We start from the raw sequence: 16,655 nt of genomic DNA on the forward strand, positions 1-16,655 counted from the left end.
ACCGACGGGGTTGGGTAGTGCCGGCCGCTGGCCGGCAACCCCAGCAGACTGTCAGCAACATCCTCATGGAATCTCGCGCTGTTCCCCGACAGCCAGCGAGGTCTGCCTGATCCACGATGGGCCATGAGCAGCGATCTCCTGCGCCACGGGCGGCGCTCCATCATCGGTCAGGTATATGTGCTGACCACGACAACATGCCAGCGCCGCCGACGCTTTGAATGYGGCGCTACCGCAGGCTGCGTCTCCAGCCAGTTTGAGGAACTGGAGCGACAAGGCCTGGTCCAGTCACTGGCATGGGTGGTGATGCCGGATCATGTGCATTGGATGTTGCGACTGCGTGCGTCGGAGCTGTCGGGCATCGCCCGCCGGTTCAAATCATCCAGCGCGTTGGCCTTGAATCGGCTGGTCGGTCGCCGCGGCGTGGTCTGGCAGTCCGGGTACTTCGATCATGCGGTCAGGGCAGAGGAATCGTTGCATCGCCAGGCTCTGTATATCCTGGGAAATCCCATTCGAGCGGGCCTGGCCAGGGAGATTGGCCAGTATCCCTATGCGTGGTCGATCTGGTAGTGCCGGCCGCTGGCCGGCAACCAGGCGGTGYKTCCGGAGRTTCAYGARGYTGCCGGCCAGCGGCCGGCACTACGGCAGGGTGAGCCGATACACCAGCACCCGGTTGTCGTTGTCGTACGCACTGTCGCAGTGCTCGCCCTGCATGCGGCAGTTGCGGGCGGTGAAGTCGTTGTCGTTGCCGATCAGCAGCAGTACGTCGTTCGGGTGCTCTGGATCAAGCGCCGGCAAGACGTCCATTGCTTCCCACTTCTCCGACAGCAATCCCGGGTGAGGGCCACGTCCTGTATCCAGGTCCAGCCCGGCCCGGGCCAGCTGCGGCCGGTCGAGCAGGTTCAGCACCTCTTTGACGTTGGCGGGCACGATGCCGGTCTTCAACATGGCGTCAGCGGGATCGGCCAGCACCGATGCCGTGCCGGTCTCATAGGCCGTGCCCACCAGATTGGAGGCCTGCGCCACGTTCACCAGCAGCACCGATTTATAGACGATCGGGTCGTCGCCCTCCTTGCCCAGTCCATTGCCATCGCGCGCCAGCATCAGGAAACGCTCGTTGTCCAGCGCACGCAGCTCGCTCTGTGCAGCGGTACGGTCGAGCTTGCCTTTGCCGTCGTGGGCGTAGGCGGGCAGGATCATCACATGGTGGCCCACCGGTTGCGTCGGCGTCGGGTTGGCAGACACGTCGTAGACCAGTACGCGGGTGTTGATGCGGCCGGCGGCATTGCCCGCCGCGCTGTCCTGCATCAGCGCGCTCTGCAGGGCAACGAACAGCCGTGTGCCGTCGGGCGACAGGCCCATGCCTTCCACGCCCTGGTTGTTGCGGCGCCCGGTCTGCGGCGGAGCCAATGATCCAAAGGCAGGCTTGCCATCACGTTGTGGCTGGATCGCCTGCGGCGGCACGATCACGCCCTGCAGCTGGCCCTGTGCGTTGAAGTAATAGACGTTGGCGGTGTACTCGTCGCCGATGTAGAAGTGGCCGTCCGCAGTGAACTGCAGCGATTCGGCATCAAGTGCGACCTTGCCGGCCCCCGCGCCCACGGCGGGGGAGGGCAGCACCACGCCACGCTGGATGATGGTGTGATCACCGGGGTCGGCACCGGTGAATGGCTGGCCGTTGTAGTCCTTCAGCACCAGCCCCTTTTCCGGCTTCATCGTCAGCGTGYCGAAGCTCTCTGGCTTGTCCGCGGGCCAGTCGATGCGCAGCTGCATGCGCTCCAGGCGACCGGCGTAGTCGTAGAACAGGCCGGCTTCCGGATCGTTGCGACCGCGGTCGGGCAGGGTCCACAGCACCCCTTCATAGCCACGCGCGGTACGCCGCCACGTGCCCGGCTGTACCGCCAACGACGAGAACGAGCCCAGCGTATCGCCGAGGAAGTCCACGGTGCCGGCCGGCAATCGTCCGGCGGCGACCAATCCCCTGTCCACGTAAGTGAAGCTGGCCACGTCCACCGCGCGTGGTGGCATGCCGCGGGCTTCATGCGGTGCGTTGTAGCCGCTGACCGAGAGCGCGGCCAACAGCAGGGCAGTAGCGGACATCAATGGACTCCTCGGCCGGCGATCAGAAACGGATGTCGATGGTACCGAACACCTGGCGAGGTGCCGACGCATGGAACACATACAGCTTGCCGGCCGGGTCGCTGGGTGCGAACACGCTCGAGTCCAGGTTGCTGGCGTAGCGCTTGTCACCCACGTTGGTCACGTTCAGCGACAGGCGCATGCCCTTGGCGAAGCCAACCTGACCGAAATCGTAGCCACCGGCCAGGTCGAACACGGTGAAGCCACCAAAGCCCTGGTCGTTGGTATAGGTGTAGAAGCGTTCGCCGGTGTACTTGCCGCGCAGGCTGGCGAACCAGCCGTTGTCGCGCCAGGTGATTTCGGTGGCCAGCAGCTGCTTGGGCGTGTCGGTCTGGATCTTGCCCTTGATCTGCTGCTCGACGCCGGCCTGCGTGTAGTTGGAGGCATATGTCGAGCGGTTCAGCGACGCCGAGGTGTACCAGCTGAAGTGCTCGTTCGGTGTCCACAGCACGGTCAGTTCAGCACCGCGGCTGTCGACGCCGCCGACATTGTAGAAACGGTTGCCGCAGGTGGGGCCGACCGGCTGCCGCGAATCGCAGGGGTTGTACTGCAGCAGGCGATTGTCAAAGCGCACGCTGTAGGCAGCGACCGATGCCTGCAACGTATCGGTGACGAAGCGATAGCCCGCCTCCAGCGAGCGTGATTCTTCCGGCTTCAGGTTGCCCTGCGCGTTCCAGGTGGCCTGGCTGACCGCCTGTGGGCCAAGTTTGAAGCCGCCCTGGAACATGGCGATGTTCTCGGCGTAGCTGGCGAACACTTCGTGATGCTCGCTGAGGCGGAAGTTGGCACCCACGCTGGGCAGGAAATTCCTGCTGGCCTTCAGCGAACCGGTGGCGAACTGGTTGTTCGAGCTCGGCAGGATCGGTGTCTTCGCATCGCCCGGCAGCACCTGCGCATCGGAGGTGGCGTGCGGGCTCTTGGCGCCGAACTCCAGGGTCAGGCGGTCATCGAGCAGGCGCCAGGTGTCCTTCAGGAAGAACTGGTGGGTCCTCCAGCGCGTACGCTGGGCGAACACGCCCACATCCGAGGGCAGGGTGTTCATGCCGCTGAGGTCGCGTGGACCGTCCACCGCCGTCTGGTAGCGTTCGGCGCTGCTGGTGTTGCGTTCGTACCAGACGCCACCTTCGAGGCGGTGTGCGCCCAGCTCCCAATCGAAGTACAGCGTGCCGCCATCGCGGTCGATGGTGTAGATGGTGTTGCGGAAGATGATCGGGATTTCCTGCGCGGTGCCTTTGTTGGACCACGCACCGCTGTTCCAGTTGTGGCCTTCGCCGCGGTCATCGTGGTGGTAGGCCAGTGCCCGCAAGCTGAAGCCATCGGCCAGGAAGAAATCACCGGCCAGGTAGTACAGGTTGTCATCGCGCAGGATCTGCCCGGCGGTGAATGCGCCGTCGGCGTCCTTGTCCGGACCGCTGTTGTCGCACTTCTTCGCGTTGAGGCTGGCGGTGTTGCAGTAGGCCTTGGCCACGGCCTTGTTCCAGTCCGGTGCGTAGCCGCCCCAGTCCCAGCCCAGGCCGCGGGACATCTCGTCCTTGGACAGGTAGAAGTAGTCCGCCTGGCTGGTCCGCGAAGTGTCGACGAAACCTGTGATCTGGCCGCTGCCGAAGTTCCACACGCCCTTCGCGTTGAACTGCTTGGTAGTGGATTTGTTGTACGCGGTCTGGTCGTTCCACAGGTCCGAGACCGCGTTCATGCCCGATACGTAGCCGGAGAATCCGTTGTACTCGCCGCTGTCCACGCGCACGAAGGTGCGACGGTTGGCATCGCTGCCGATGGTCTGCACCACGCGGCCGCCCAGTTCCTGCGCTGGGCCGTCGGAGGTATAGGAAATGGTGCCGCCGAGGTTGCTGGTGGACGGCGTGCCGAGGCTGCCGATGCCCACCGCCAGTTCGGCGCCCGCCATGTTCTCGCTGATCAGCGCACGGTTGATGGTCAGGCCGTTGTAGTTGTTGTACGCACCATCGCCCAGCGGCACGCCGTCCAGCGTGTAGCCCAGGCGGGTGGAGTTGAAACCGCGCAGGCTCAGGGTCATCGACTGTTCGTTGGTGCCCAGCGCGTCGGCCGACTGCGCGTTGACGCCGGGCAGCAGGTTGAGCGTCTTCTGCAGGCTGGTACCCGGCGGCAGGATGTCCAGATTCTCGCGGGTGATGCGCTGCACCTGGCGCGCCTCGCCACTGCCGATGACTGAAACCGCATCGAGTTCGGTGGCCGACGGCGCCTGCTGCGCCCACGCGGTCGGTGCAAGGGCCAGGGACAACGCAGCAGCCAACAGGGTCTTGGTCATGGAACAGGCACTCAGGCAAGCGCGAGCCGCCGCATGGAAGCGGAGCTCAGGCAGATGAAAGGGGAAACACGCGATGCGATCACGGGCGCCTTGGGCGCCGCGCGATCAACGTGAAAATGGTGCGCTAGACAGATGACTGTCTGGTGACATGGTCATCGAACCCCGTGCCACGGGTAGATGCCAACCTTGGTTGGCATGCGGCGCTGCGGACCGCTGCGTTGTGTTGTCGAGAGGCGCCAACCAAGGTTGGCATCTACCGGAGTGGCAGCGTCGACGGGATCAACCCGCGTTGCGCGGCTTGCGTGTGCGTTTGGGTTTTGCTGCATCAGCGCCGCTGGCGGCACCATCCTGCAACGCCTGCAGCCACGACAGCGTATCGACATAGTCGATGAAGTGGCGCAGATACCCGGGGCTGGTCGCCTGCATCGTGTCCAGCATGCGCTGCACCAGCACCGCCGAGTTCAGCGGGCCACCATCCGCCGGGGCTTCGGTGCGCAGCGAGCGGCGCACCTGCAGTTCGCTGCGCAGCTCGGACCACTCGCGGCGCACGTCGTCCAGCATCGGCACCTGCGGGTAGTGCAGCAGCGATCGCGACCCGCTGTCGAGGTCGCGCACCAGGGCACGCAATCCCTCCAAAGGCGAGGGCTCAGCTGCCATTGCCGTTTTTCTCGCCTGGCGCAGCAGCCTTGGGCTTGGGAATCGGCGCGATCTCCACACGGCGGTTGCGCGCGCGACCATCTTCGTTGGCATTGGAGCTGACCGGCTGCTCGCTGCCGAACGCGGCGGCGAACACCGCATCGGCCGGTACGCCGTCGGCGATCAGGGTACGGGTGACCGTCAGCGAGCGCTGCGCGGACAGCTCCCAGTTGTCGGCAAAACGGCGGTTGCCTTCCCGCACCGGTGCGTCATCGGTGAAACCGCTGACCATCAGGATCTCTTCGCGCGTGCCGAGATAGGCCGCCAGCGGCGCGGCCAGGCTGCGCAGCAGTTCCTGGCCTTCCGGCTGCAGCTGGTCGGAGTTCAGCGCGAACAGCACGCTGCCGCTGATGCCGATGCGGCCATTCACCAGCGTCACCCGGCCGGCGGCGAGCGGGCCAGCCAGCGCCTGTTCCAGCGTCTGCAGGCGCTTGGCTTCGGCCTGGCGCTGCTTGACCTCCTGGTCCAGGCGCTGCGACAACTCCAGCTGCACGGCGACCACGCCGACCAGGATCAGCACGAACGCGCCCAGCAGCACCGACATCAGATCGCCGAATGCCGCCCAGATCGGGGCGTGTGAGCCGCCGTCGACCTCCAGCTCGTCGCTCATGCGCTGCCGGCCTTGCCGCGGCGCGCGGCCAGCTGCTGCAGTTCTTCCATCACCTGCTTCTGTGACAGCAGGCTGAGGTCGACCACCTCGCGCGCCTGCGCCACGTAGTACGCCAACTGCTCATCGCTGCGCGCCAGCGAGGCGTCCAGCGCACCGCCAATCTGCTCCAGGCGCCCGGAGAGCTCTGCCGAAGCGGTGCCGAACTGCTCGACGGCAGCGCCGAAGGTGCCGGCCAGCTGGCCCACTTCACCGGCACTGCCATTGAGCAACGTGGCGATGCCATCGAGCTTGCCGGTCTCGGCCGCGATATGGTCGCTGAAACGGCTACCGACGCGTTCCAGCAGTTCGGCCGAGCCTCCGACCAGTGCATCGACAGCGGTGCGCTGCTCGTGCGAGGCGTGGTTGATCGCGTCCAGCAGGGTCTGCACGGTGGCCAGCAGGTGGCCGCGTTCTTCCAGCATCCTGTTGTCGCGCACCAGGCTTTCGGACAGGGTGCTGCGCAGTTCGTTGATGACCTCGGCGGCGGCCTTCGGTGCCGCGGCCGCAGTCTGCAGCAGGGTGGACACTTCGGCCAGCGTGGCGCTGGCCTGGGCACGGCCGTTCTCGCCGATCTGCTGCGCGGTCTGTGCCAACGTGTCGCAGACCTGCTGCTGCTGTTCGGCAAGGCGCTGGCCATCGGCCTGCAGGCGCTCGGCCAGATCGGCCGAAACGCTCTGCAACGCATCGCTCCAGCGCTGCAGGCGCTGTTCGTCGCCTGCCAGCAGCTGGGCCTGCAACGCCGCGTGCGCCTGCTGCAGCTCGGTACTTACCGCGTCCCAACGCAGCTGGCGCTGCTGTTCGCGTGCATCCAGGCCCGCCTGCAGTTCGGCATGCGCCGTGGCGGTGGCGGCCTGTGCGGCCTGCCAATCCTGCAGGCGCTGTTGTTCGTGTTCCTGCAGCAGCGACTGGCCGGCGGCGTGGCGCTCATCCAGGGCATGCAGCAGCGCCTGCGCACGGTCATCCAGGTGGCTGCTGGCATGCTGCAGCGCCTGCTGCTGGCGCTCGACCAGTTCACTGTTCAATGCATGCTGCTGTTCGGCAGCAGCGCGCCAGGCCTCGGCGTTGCTGCTGGCATCGGCCTGCAGGCGCTCGCCGATGCGTGCCACCAGGGCTTCACCCTGCGTGCTCTGGCCTTCGCTGAAGGACTGCAGATGCTGGCGCAGTTCGGCAACCAGCGCCTGCTGCGCGCCGGTCTGCTCGGCCACTACCCTGGCCCAGCTCGCTTCGGTCGCCACGCGGCTGCGCTCGAAGCCCTCGGCCAGACCATTCAACTGCTGCTGCACGGCCTGTTCGACACGCGAATGCAGCGCCTGGCCGTGGCTGGCCAGACCGGCCAAGGTGGTTTCGGCCATCGGTTGCAGTGCGCCACCAATGGCCGCAGCACTGGCTTCGGCCCCCTCGCGCAGCGACTGCTGCAGCGAGGTTGCCAGGCGTTCCTGCAACGCCTGGCTCTGCGTCAGGAACTCGGCCTGACCGGCCAGCAGGCGCTCATTGGCGGCCGCGCTGTGCTGTTCGAAGGTGCTGGTCATCGCCTGCAGGCGATCGATCAGCGTAGGCAGCGCCGCAGACTGCGACTGCAGCAGGCGCAGCGACTCGGCACGCTGCCAGGCTTGCGAATACGGATGCAGGTCAGTGRCGATGGCGCGGTCCAGCTGCTGCACCACCTGCAGGCGGTCGCGGCGCAGCAGTGCCGACAGCAGGCCCAGCATGGCCGAGCTGGCCACGCCGGCGATGGACGTGCCGAAGGCCACCGCCAGCCCCTGCACTGGCGAGGCCAGCGAGCCGCGGATGGCCGCCATGTCGGTGGCGCTCTGCAGCGCCAGGCCGGTGCCGCGCAGGGTGTCCATCATGCCCAGCAGCGTGCCGAGCATGCCCAGCAGCACCAGCAGGCCTACCAGATAGGGCGTCAGCACCGGCGAGGGCAGGGCGGTGCGTTCGCCTTCCACGCGCAGGCGCACGGCATTGCGCAGGCCCAGCGGCAAACGCTCCAGCCACGGTGCCAGGCTTTCCTTGGCCAGCGAAAGGTCAGCCAGTGCGGCGCGCAGGCCATTGCTGGCCTGCCGGTAGCGGTACAGCTCCACGCCACCGGCGATGTAGCAGGCTGCGATGATCGCTGCCACGGCTGCACCCAGCGGGTGCACCGAGACATAGCCGACGCCAATCCAGCACACGGCCAGCAGGCCAGCAAGGAAGACAAGGACGTGGAAAACAGTTCTGGACATGGTGTTCCGGTCAGTGTGAGCGCAGGGCGGCAAGCAGCCCCTGGATCGGGTGGAAGCGCAGTTGCAGCTCGGCGAGCAGCAGCGTGCGCATGTCGTGGCGGAAGGACGCGCGCCAGCCGGGCTGGCCGTGCACGCGTTCGAATCGGGCACCCAGCACCGCCGGGGCGGTGGCGAGCAGGCTGTGCTCGCGCGGGCTCAAGGTCTGCTCCATCACCGCATCGACCTCGGCCAGCCGCGCCAGCTCCGGTGACGCCTGCACCAGCTGGTCGCGCAGGCGGCCGCGCAGGCGGCCGGTAGCGGTCTGGATGGCCTGCTGCAGCACCCGGTAGCGCTGCCGCAACGAAGCGAAGTTCGGCGCGGCGGCGGCCTCGGCCAGGTCCAGCAGGCGCTCGGCCTCGGCATCCTCGCTCAGCGAAGCCAACAGGCTCGCTTCGGCCTGGGCGCAATCGGCCAGCAGATCATCCAGCGCTTCGGCGGCCTCGGCCGGTTCAGCCAGGCGGCCATCCAGCGCCCCGGCAAGGGCCACGGCACGGCTCCAGTCCACCCACTGGCCGAGGCGATCGGTCAGGGCGGGACTGGAGGCCGGCATCGCGCCGTCGCTGAGACGGGCGAGCAGACGGAGGAAGTCCGGTCCATCCACGACCGGCTGCGCTGCGTTCGCCATCAAGGGGGTGGGGGCCAAAAACCGTTGATTTTACAACCAGATGAGGCCGGCCGTATGAAGGCGGGGGCGAGGGGCAGCACCGATCGGGCCACAAGGCTTAAAATGGTCGGCTGTACCACCGCACCCCGACTTCTGGAGCTTGAGATGACCGTTGCGCAGTTCTACCCGATCGGCACCCCCGGACAGCCCTGGGGCGACGCCGAACGCGCGCAGTGGCGGGCCCGCCAGCAGCGACAGCGCAGCTACCACGAAGACGTGGTGACCGCGCTGGAACGGCTGGACGAGCGCTTCGACGTGGTGCAGTACGGCCAATTGGACTACGCCCCGGACCACTACCCTCTGTTTGCGGTGGTGAACCACGACTGGAACCCGGCCCTGCCGACCGCGCTGGTCACCGGCGGCGTGCATGGCTACGAAACCAGCGGCGTGCATGGCGCCCTGCAGTTCCTGGAGCAGCACGCCGAGCGTTACCTGGGCCGCTTCAACCTGATCGTGGCCCCGTGCGTGAGCCCGTGGGGCTATGAGCGCATCCAGCGCTGGAACCCCATCGCCATCGATCCCAACCGCAGCTTCCGTGACGGCGGCCTGATCGAGGAAGCCGCCTCGCTGATGCGCTGGGTGGCCGAACGCAAGGCCAACATCCGGGTCCACCTGGACCTGCACGAGACCACCGACAGCGATCTGCACGAGTTCGACCCGGCCCGCTGCGCCCGCGACGGCAAGCCGTTCGAGCGCGACACCATTCCCGATGGCTTCTATGTGATCGGCAACAGCGAAGACCCGCAGCACGAATTCCAGAAGGCGCTGATCGCCGCGGTGGCCCCGATCACCCACATTGCCCCGGCCGATGCCGAAGGCAATCTGGTGGGCATGCCGCTGCAGTCGTTGGGCGTGGTGTGGGGCGAGTCGCGTTCCATTGGTGCATGTGCCGGCTTCACCGATGCGCTGTATGCCACCACCACCGAGGTGTACCCGGACAGCCCGCGCACCAACCCGCAGGAATGCAACGACGCCCAGGTGGCGGCGGTGTGCGCGGGGTTGGATTTCGCTCTGGCCAACTGATCGAGTACCGCATTGCGGCGCCGAGCCTTTGCTCGGCCGCTGCAGTGCGCAGCCGGGCCAGTCAGCTCCTTCTGCCCGCTGACGACGACTGTTGGACGCGTCGACCAAGCCGGGCACCGACGCCAGCGGGCAACCGCGCAGAGGTGCCGTCTTCGCCACGAGCATGGCTTCACGGCCCGCGAGCGATGCAATCGCGATGATGTTCTCTCCAGCGAAGCTGCGTGAGACACCATCGGGAATGCTCCAGAATCTGCTTCACCTTGCACCTCTGATCACCGCCGCCATGACCTGCGTAACGGCGCTGATCTGGGTGGTCTATCTGAGCGTGTTCCTGCGCAGCTACCGCCGCCAGCAACGGCCATCCATTCTGATCACCTCCGGTGCGGGCAAGCATCTGGATGCGCACTGTTTTGTGACCAACCTTGGGTTGGAGCCGGTGTATCTGCTGGATGTGGTCATCGATCTGATCGAGCCGGGCGGCAAGGTCGTCCGCGCAGTCATTCCCGAGCGCACTGAACATTGGAACAACGCTGTCCCCGGAGAGGAGGAGGACATCCGGCGCGCCACCAACGTGGGGCCGCTCAGCAGCGGCGGAGAACGCGACCTGGGCCGCTTCCGCACGCTCATCGACCGTGCCGGCACTGAGAACCCGGACATCAAGGCGGATATCGCCTTCACCAGCCTGGAGGTGTCCGTCGTCATCGTGACCGCCAGCCAGGCCGAGCTCTGTGGCGCCTCGCGCTGCTACCACATCGACCACACCGTGGAAGGCGCGCCCTGCCTCATGGCCAAGACCATCAAGGCCAAGCAACTGCAGGGCTGGTTGGCACGCAGGACCCTGACACGTCTGTTGAGTGCCCAGCTCAGGGCCAGCGGCGAAAGCTGAAGCACCGCCCCTCTGCTTGGACAGCCGATCGCGGCAACTCTCCGCTCTTCAGCGCATCACGATCCCGTGAACATCCTCACGACGCGGCACGCACCTTGTTGAACCGTTCACTGCCCCGGCGCCAGGCGATGCATCCGGCCATCGGCTTGCGGCGTATGCCCTCATGCACGCAACGCTTCTTCCCTGCTGCTACGGACGCCCTGCATTCCCGCATGGCTGCAAGGTGGTGCAGTGACGGCAGCGAACGCTGCGCATTTCCCAGCCCGGTTGGGCTATCAACGAGGACACGAACATGCGTACCCAGATCCAGCGCCTGACCCTTGCCGCCACCGTCGCGGTTGCCTGCGCAACTGCCCCGGCCGCCTTTGCCGCCGACAACCCGATGGTGGGTGGCGTGCCGATGTACGCGAACAAGACCATTGTCGAAAACGCCTCCACCGCCCAGAACCTGAGCACCTTGGTGACTGCCGTGAAGGCGGCCGGGCTTGTCGACACGCTCAGCGGCAAGGGTCCTTTCACCGTATTTGCTCCCGACAACCAGGCTTTCGCCAAGCTGCCCGCAGGCACCGTGGAAACGCTGCTGAAGCCTGAAAACAAGGCCAAGCTGACCCAGGTCCTGACCTATCACGTGGTGCCGGGCACCTACACCTCCACCCAGCTGACCGCAGCAGCGCGCAGCCACGGTGGCAGCAGCACGCTGAAAACGGTGCAGGGTGAAGCGCTGACGGTGAAGCTGCAGGATGGCAAGGTCTGGGTGGTCGACGCCAAAGGCGGCAAGTCTGCGGTGACCACCGCCGACGTGAGGCAGTCCAATGGCGTGGTGCATGTGGTCGATTCGGTGCTGATGCCGAAGTAAGCCCAGGGCCGCAACATCGATGGCAGTGCGGGAGCGGCTGGTTTCACAGGCCAGCCGCTCACGATTGAGCGCGGTTCAGCGATCAAGCGCGTCGGGCGTTGTGCCTGCCGCCGCCCAGCCCCCACCCAGCGCCAGGAACAGATCCACCTGACGGTCCCCCAGCTGCGCGCGCGATGCTGCCAGGGCAGACTCTGCATCGGCCAGCGCAGCCTCGGCAGACAGCACGTCGATGAAGTCGATCCTGCCGAACCGGTACAACTGCCCGGCCTGGTCGCTCGCATGTGCCGCGTCGTCGCGGGCGAGGGCAAGGCTGTGCTCGCGATCGATCTCCTGTGCGTAGGCCGACAGCGCGGTTTCTGTCTGCCGCAGCGCGTCCAGCACCACGCCATCGAACGATGCCAGCCTGGCATCGGCGTTGGCGCCGGCCGCATCGATCCGCGCCCGGGTTGCGCGGCGGTTCGGCCAGCGCCACGACAGCAGCGGCCCGAAGGACGCGCCGAGGCTGTCGCTGCTCAGCAGCTGCTTGAATGAACCTGCCGTGCCGGCGGACGCGCCGATGCTCACCTGTGGGTACAGGGCTGCCGTTTCCACGCCGATCATCGCGGTGGCGGCCGCCAGGCTGCGCTCGGCCGCGCGGACATCCGGGCGGCGCTGGATCAGCTGGCCACCGTCGCCGACCGGAACCGGTTGCTGCAGGCGCGGCGGTTGTTGGCAGTTGGCGACGTCCTGCGGATAGTCGGCCGGTACGCGTCCCATCAGCGCCGCCAGCGCGAACAGGGCCGCCTGCCGTTCGGCAACCAGATGCGGCACCGCCGCCGCACTGCGGTTGGCCGCCGCGCGTGCCCGGCTGACGTCGAACTCGGTTCCGCGTCCGCCGGCCGCCAAGCGCGTGGTGGCGTCCAACGTAGCGCGCTGCGTAGCGAGCACCCGCTGCGTCGCCGCCAGGGTGAGGTTGGTCGAACAGATGCCGACATAAGCGCGGGTGACAGCGGCGGCGACCACCACCCGCACCYGGTCACGTGCTGCAGCGACAGCCTCTGCATCGGCGCTGCCAGCTTCGATACCGCGGCGGATGCCACCTGCCAGATCCAGTGGGTAGGACAGGTGGATGCCGAGCGCATACACCTGCGGTGGCGAGGTGGGTGAGGTATATCCCCCGGCATGGGCCAGCGTGGCCGATGCATCTGCGTCGGTGCTTACCGAGCCCTCGGCCTGGTACTGCAGCACCATCGCCGTGGCGCGGCGCAGGTTGGCATCAGCCGCGCGCAGATCGGTGTTGGCTCGCAGTGCTTCGCTGACGTAAGCATCGAGTCGTGGATCATCGTACAGCTGCCACCAGCGGTCCGGCAGCTCCGCCTGTGCGTAGGCCGCCTGGTGGCTCGATACGAATGCGCGGCGGGCTGCCGGGGCGGCGGCAACCGCATTGGCCGGCAGCGTGTAGTCCGGGCCGGACACGCAGCCGGCCAGCGACAGCGCACAGGCGAGCACGCCCACGCGTGATGCCGTGCCGATCACTTGCAGGCTCCCTGCGCGCGCGGCGTGATGGTCACGCTGGCGGTCCTGCCGACGATCAGGCGCGTATCCGGTGCCACGTCGTCCAAGTGGATGCGCACCGGTATCCGCTGCGCCAGCCGCACCCAGGTATACGTTGACGCAACCGATGGCAGCAGGTTGTGGGTGCTCGCGCGCTGATCGTCGGCAATGCCGGCGGCGATGCTCTCCACATGCCCATGCACGTCGCGGCCATCGCCCATCAGGCGGGCGACAGCGGCATCGCCTTCGTTGATGCAGTTGAGCTTGGTTTCTTCGAAATAGCCTTCGACCCGGAGGCTGGCGCCGTCGATCAGCGCCAGCGCCTGGGCACCCGGCTGCAGGAAGTCGCCCGGGTGCAGGTCGAGGTTGGTGACGATGCCATCGGCGCTGGCGCGCACTTCGGTGCGCTGCACGTTCAGCAGCGCCACCCGCCGCTCCGCTCGGGCCTGTGCAAGGCCGGCCACTTCGGTATCGACCTTGGCGGCATTGCGCTCCCGCGTTTCCGAAGCCACCAGGTTGCCCAGCGCGATGTCCCGCTTCGATTCACGGCGGGCAAGGGCAAGCGTGGCCTGCGCGCTGTTCACCGCGGCATCGGCCTTGTCCAGCGCGGCGGCGTAGCGCGGCTGGTCCAGCACCAGCAGCAGCTGCCCGGCTTTCACCCGCTGGTTGTCCTGCACCAGCACCTGGGTGACCAGCCCGCCCATGTCCGACGCCACGCGGATCACGTCCGCCCGTACGCGGCCGTCGCGCGTCCACGGCTGCGCTTCGTAGCGGTTCCACAGGGACAGGGCCGCGATGACGGCAACGACGAAGAGGCAGAGCGTTGCGCTCCAGCGGCCAATGACACTCAACAGGTGCTTCATTTCAGGTTCTCAAGCAGGGGCGCGAGCTGGATCAGCAGCTCCGCCAGGATCACGAACAGCGAAAGGCCCACCAGCGGGCGATAGGCGAACAGTCGGTACAGGCCGAGGCTTGCCAATAACCGCGAGGCCATCATCGACAGCGCCAGCGCGATGAGTGCCACCGCCAGCAGCCCGGGAACGAAGACGCCGTCAATGGAGATATCGGAAAACATCGACTCAGTCCCCATGTACGATCAACGGAGCGATCAGGTCACGGCGCAGGCCGCAAAGCAGCGCAAGAACAGGCTTGGATGCGCCGTTGCTGCCAGCGATGATCACCTCGCGTGTGCGCTCGAGTGATTCCAGCACCGGCGTATCCACTGTGCGGCATGTGGAGGTACGGATACGGAAGTGGGCCGACGCGCTGTGCAGCAACTGGGCCAGGCAGTCGTGGCTGCGGCGATCATTCAACGCCCCGCCAATTACGCGAAGTTCGGCCACGGCACTGGCCGCGCGCATGTCCGCAAACAGCGTCCGCAACGTGGGGGCTGCATCCGGATGGCCGCGCAGGCGAGGGGCAAGCAGCGCAAGCCGATCCACCATGCGGCTTGTCCAGTCGCTGGCATTTCGCACCTGCCCGGCGGCGCGGCGTGCGATGTCCCGTCGGATCACATCCTGCAGGCGCGCGCGGCTGCGATTGCTGTCCAGCGTCTGCAACAGCGACATGCTGCACAGCGCCGCCGCCGTACCCACGAACAGCGCGACGCTGCTGTTGAGCGCGCCCGCGATGTGGGTGGCATTGGTGGCGCCCAACCCGGCGATGAGGGGGAAGGTGAGCACTACCCCCAATGCGCCCATGATGAACGGCGGGCGGGCGAGGAACGAGCCACACACCAGCAGTGCCGGCGCCAGTGCCATGGCCAGGCCGACGAAATCGGACAGACCCGGAAAGATCAACAGCGCGTAGAACAGCCCGATGACCACGCCGATGGTCGACCCGATCAGATAGCGCATGACATGCCCGGCAGGTGCCTCGGTGGTCCCGAACAACACGCAGGCCGTGCCGATGATGGAGACGGCGGTTGCACCATCGGACCACGCGGTAATGATCCACAGCGCGCAGGCCAGTACGATGCCAACGAAGGCACCCAAGGCGCTGCGCAGGGCGATCCGGTGGTCACGATGCAGCACATGACCGCTCGCCTTCCTGGCAAGGTGCGCGGGCACATGCAGGCGCCAGGCCGGGCGGGCGGCGTGCAGCTGCTCTTCCAGCAGCCGGCAGTCGTGATGCGCAGCATCGAGTTCGGCCTGACCTGCGCAGAGATCTGCACGCATCAATTCCTGCCAAGTGGTGTGCGCCGTGCCAGCGGGCTGCGCGCGCAACTGGGCCAGTGATTCGTCCACGGCGCTGGACAGCATCAGCACATCGAGCATCCGGTCATGCAGTGCGCGCAGGATCTGCACCTGGGCGACGCCGTGCACACTGTCGAACGGCAGGTGGATGGACAGCGTGTGCAGGTCGAGGAGGTCCGCGGCTACCTTGGAGCGATCCGCAGCCAGTACCGTTTCGTTTGCGCCAGCGCGCATGTCCCGCGTCCAGCGCTCCGCATCGGCGAGGATCGATGCGACGCGCGCGTGCACACGCGGCGAGACCCGGCGTGGCCACAGCAGGCCATGGACCAGCGTCGCCGCAAGAATGCCGATGGAGATTTCCTGCACGCGGGTGATGGCGATGGTGAAGACGTCATCGGGCACCATCACCGCCGGGAAACCAATCAGGCTGGTGGTGTACCCGGCCAGCAGGAAGGCGTACGCACGCGGTGTGCGGTCGAGCATGGCCAAATACAGGCACAGGCCCATCCAGGCGGCCAGTACCACGCCCAACACCATCGGCGCGTTGGCGAACCGCGGCACCAGCAGCACCGTAGCAACCGCACCGCCGACCGTTCCCAGCAGCCGGAACAGGCCACGGCTGAGTGTCGCGCCGGACATCGGCTGCGACACCAGGTAGACAGTGCCGATCACCCAGAACGGGCGGGTCAGGCCGATGCGCAGCGAGACATACAGCCCGAGGATGGCGGCGAGCAGGCATTTGAGCGAGAACAGCACCGCTTCGCGGTCGACCTTCAATGCGGGCGACGTCAACAGCGCGATGGGGCGCAAAAGCCAAGGGCGGGTGGGGGCGGGGATGTGCATGGCGCCATCGTATTCAGCGAGCCCCGTCGCCGAATTTCGCTAGAATGTCAGTCTATCGCTGAATCCGGTCATCGAGAATGACTCGCATTTCACTGCCTGGCTTTGATCTGGACCCGGACGCGACGGATCGGCCGGCAGTGGCCAGCCGCCTGCAGGTGGCCGACCACGATGCCGAGATTCCAGTGCATGACCACCGCAAGGGACAGCTGATCCTGGCACTTCATGGCGCGGTGACCTGCGAGGTGGCCAATGCGTTGTGGATCGTGCCGCCACAGTGYGGCGTGTGGATTCCGGGCAGCATGCCGCACAGCAACCGGGCCACCGCCAACGCCCGCCTGTGCTATCTGTTCGTCGAGCCGGGCGTTGTCGACCTGCCACTGCACTGCGTGACGCTGTCGATCTCGCCGATGGTGCGCGAGATGATCCTGCACCTGGCCGATGCGCCGCAGGACTACCCGCGCGGTGGGCACACCGATCGCCTGGCGCGAGTGCTGCTGGACGAACTGGTGCAGATGCCGGCCGAGCGGTTGTACCTGCCGGTGAGTGACCACCCCAAGATCCGCGCGCTGGCTGCGGCGCTGTCAGCCAATCCGGCCGACCGCAGCACCATCAGCGAGTGGGCCAAACGC

General features: G+C 66.8%; 15 protein-coding genes. 5 read left to right on the forward strand and 10 right to left on the reverse strand.

All coding sequences use genetic code 11. The features are described 5' to 3' along the window. The first annotated feature begins 123 nt into the window (after positions 1–123). Positions 124–567: an REP-associated tyrosine transposase gene (locus AC1DJN_RS12945; RefSeq protein ID WP_032975334.1), complete on the forward strand. Its 444-nt coding sequence runs from the start codon at positions 124–126 to the stop codon at positions 565–567. A 69-nt stretch (positions 568–636) separates the two neighbouring features. On the opposite strand, the gene AC1DJN_RS12950 is transcribed toward AC1DJN_RS12945, so the two are convergent. The 6 genes from AC1DJN_RS12950 to AC1DJN_RS12975 all read right to left on the reverse strand — a co-directional run bounded on the left by AC1DJN_RS12950 (position 637) and on the right by AC1DJN_RS12975 (position 8,651). Beyond that, the gene (locus AC1DJN_RS12950) at positions 637–2,097 is read right to left on the reverse strand and encodes an esterase-like activity of phytase family protein (RefSeq protein ID WP_478039293.1); all 1,461 of its coding nucleotides are present in this window, start codon (positions 2,095–2,097) and stop codon (positions 637–639) included. A 22-nt stretch (positions 2,098–2,119) separates the two neighbouring features. Then, positions 2,120–4,420: a TonB-dependent receptor gene (locus AC1DJN_RS12955; protein WP_032975336.1), complete on the reverse strand. Its 2,301-nt coding sequence runs from the start codon at positions 4,418–4,420 to the stop codon at positions 2,120–2,122. Positions 4,421–4,699: 279 nt separating this feature from the next. Continuing rightward, positions 4,700–5,077, reverse strand: coding sequence for a DUF2894 domain-containing protein (locus AC1DJN_RS12960; RefSeq protein WP_032975338.1), 378 nt, complete (start codon positions 5,075–5,077; stop codon positions 4,700–4,702). Beyond that, entirely contained in the window at positions 5,067–5,726 is a 660-nt protein-coding gene (locus tag AC1DJN_RS12965; RefSeq protein ID WP_025874313.1) for an OmpA family protein, read from the reverse strand. Before AC1DJN_RS12965 ends, AC1DJN_RS12960 begins: the two co-directional genes overlap by 11 nt. After that, a complete protein-coding gene (locus AC1DJN_RS12970; RefSeq protein WP_478039294.1) occupies positions 5,723–7,987 on the reverse strand; it encodes a DUF802 domain-containing protein in 2,265 nt (754 codons plus the stop codon). Before AC1DJN_RS12970 ends, AC1DJN_RS12965 begins: the two co-directional genes overlap by 4 nt. A 10-nt stretch (positions 7,988–7,997) precedes the next feature. Next, the gene (locus AC1DJN_RS12975) at positions 7,998–8,651 is read right to left on the reverse strand and encodes a DUF3348 family protein (RefSeq protein ID WP_032975341.1); all 654 of its coding nucleotides are present in this window, start codon (positions 8,649–8,651) and stop codon (positions 7,998–8,000) included. Positions 8,652–8,795: 144 nt separating this feature from the next. On the opposite strand from AC1DJN_RS12975, the gene AC1DJN_RS12980 reads away from it, so the two are divergent. The 3 genes from AC1DJN_RS12980 to AC1DJN_RS12990 all read left to right on the forward strand — a co-directional run bounded on the left by AC1DJN_RS12980 (position 8,796) and on the right by AC1DJN_RS12990 (position 11,455). Further along, the gene (locus AC1DJN_RS12980; protein WP_032975342.1) at positions 8,796–9,713 is read left to right on the forward strand and encodes a M14 family metallopeptidase; all 918 of its coding nucleotides are present in this window, start codon (positions 8,796–8,798) and stop codon (positions 9,711–9,713) included. Between the two features lie 91 nt (positions 9,714–9,804). After that, positions 9,805–10,599 (forward strand): hypothetical protein, encoded by a 795-nt coding sequence (locus AC1DJN_RS12985; RefSeq protein ID WP_152543279.1) that lies wholly within the window; start codon positions 9,805–9,807, stop codon positions 10,597–10,599. Positions 10,600–10,891: 292 nt separating this feature from the next. Beyond that, positions 10,892–11,455 (forward strand): fasciclin domain-containing protein, encoded by a 564-nt coding sequence (locus tag AC1DJN_RS12990; protein ID WP_025874323.1) that lies wholly within the window; start codon positions 10,892–10,894, stop codon positions 11,453–11,455. Positions 11,456–11,530: 75 nt separating this feature from the next. Here AC1DJN_RS12990 and AC1DJN_RS12995 read toward each other — a convergent pair whose 3' ends face one another. The 4 genes from AC1DJN_RS12995 to AC1DJN_RS13010 are packed head-to-tail and all read right to left on the reverse strand — an operon-like array spanning position 11,531 to position 16,026. Then, entirely contained in the window at positions 11,531–12,970 is a 1,440-nt protein-coding gene (locus tag AC1DJN_RS12995) for an efflux transporter outer membrane subunit (protein ID WP_478039295.1), read from the reverse strand. Beyond that, on the reverse strand, positions 12,967–13,851 hold the full coding sequence (locus AC1DJN_RS13000) for an HlyD family secretion protein (RefSeq protein WP_032975344.1): 885 nt from the start codon (positions 13,849–13,851) through the stop codon (positions 12,967–12,969). Before AC1DJN_RS13000 ends, AC1DJN_RS12995 begins: the two co-directional genes overlap by 4 nt. After that, positions 13,848–14,063, reverse strand: coding sequence for a DUF1656 domain-containing protein (locus AC1DJN_RS13005; RefSeq protein ID WP_032975345.1), 216 nt, complete (start codon positions 14,061–14,063; stop codon positions 13,848–13,850). Before AC1DJN_RS13005 ends, AC1DJN_RS13000 begins: the two co-directional genes overlap by 4 nt. A 4-nt stretch (positions 14,064–14,067) precedes the next feature. Continuing rightward, a complete protein-coding gene (locus AC1DJN_RS13010) occupies positions 14,068–16,026 on the reverse strand; it encodes an FUSC family protein (RefSeq protein ID WP_442251373.1) in 1,959 nt (652 codons plus the stop codon). Positions 16,027–16,103: 77 nt separating this feature from the next. On the opposite strand from AC1DJN_RS13010, the gene AC1DJN_RS13015 reads away from it, so the two are divergent. Then, positions 16,104–16,655: AraC family ligand binding domain-containing protein (locus AC1DJN_RS13015; protein WP_478039296.1), on the forward strand; the 552-nt coding region annotated here is incomplete at its 3' end.

This window comes from Stenotrophomonas sp. 05L414_2 (genome assembly GCF_056397905.1).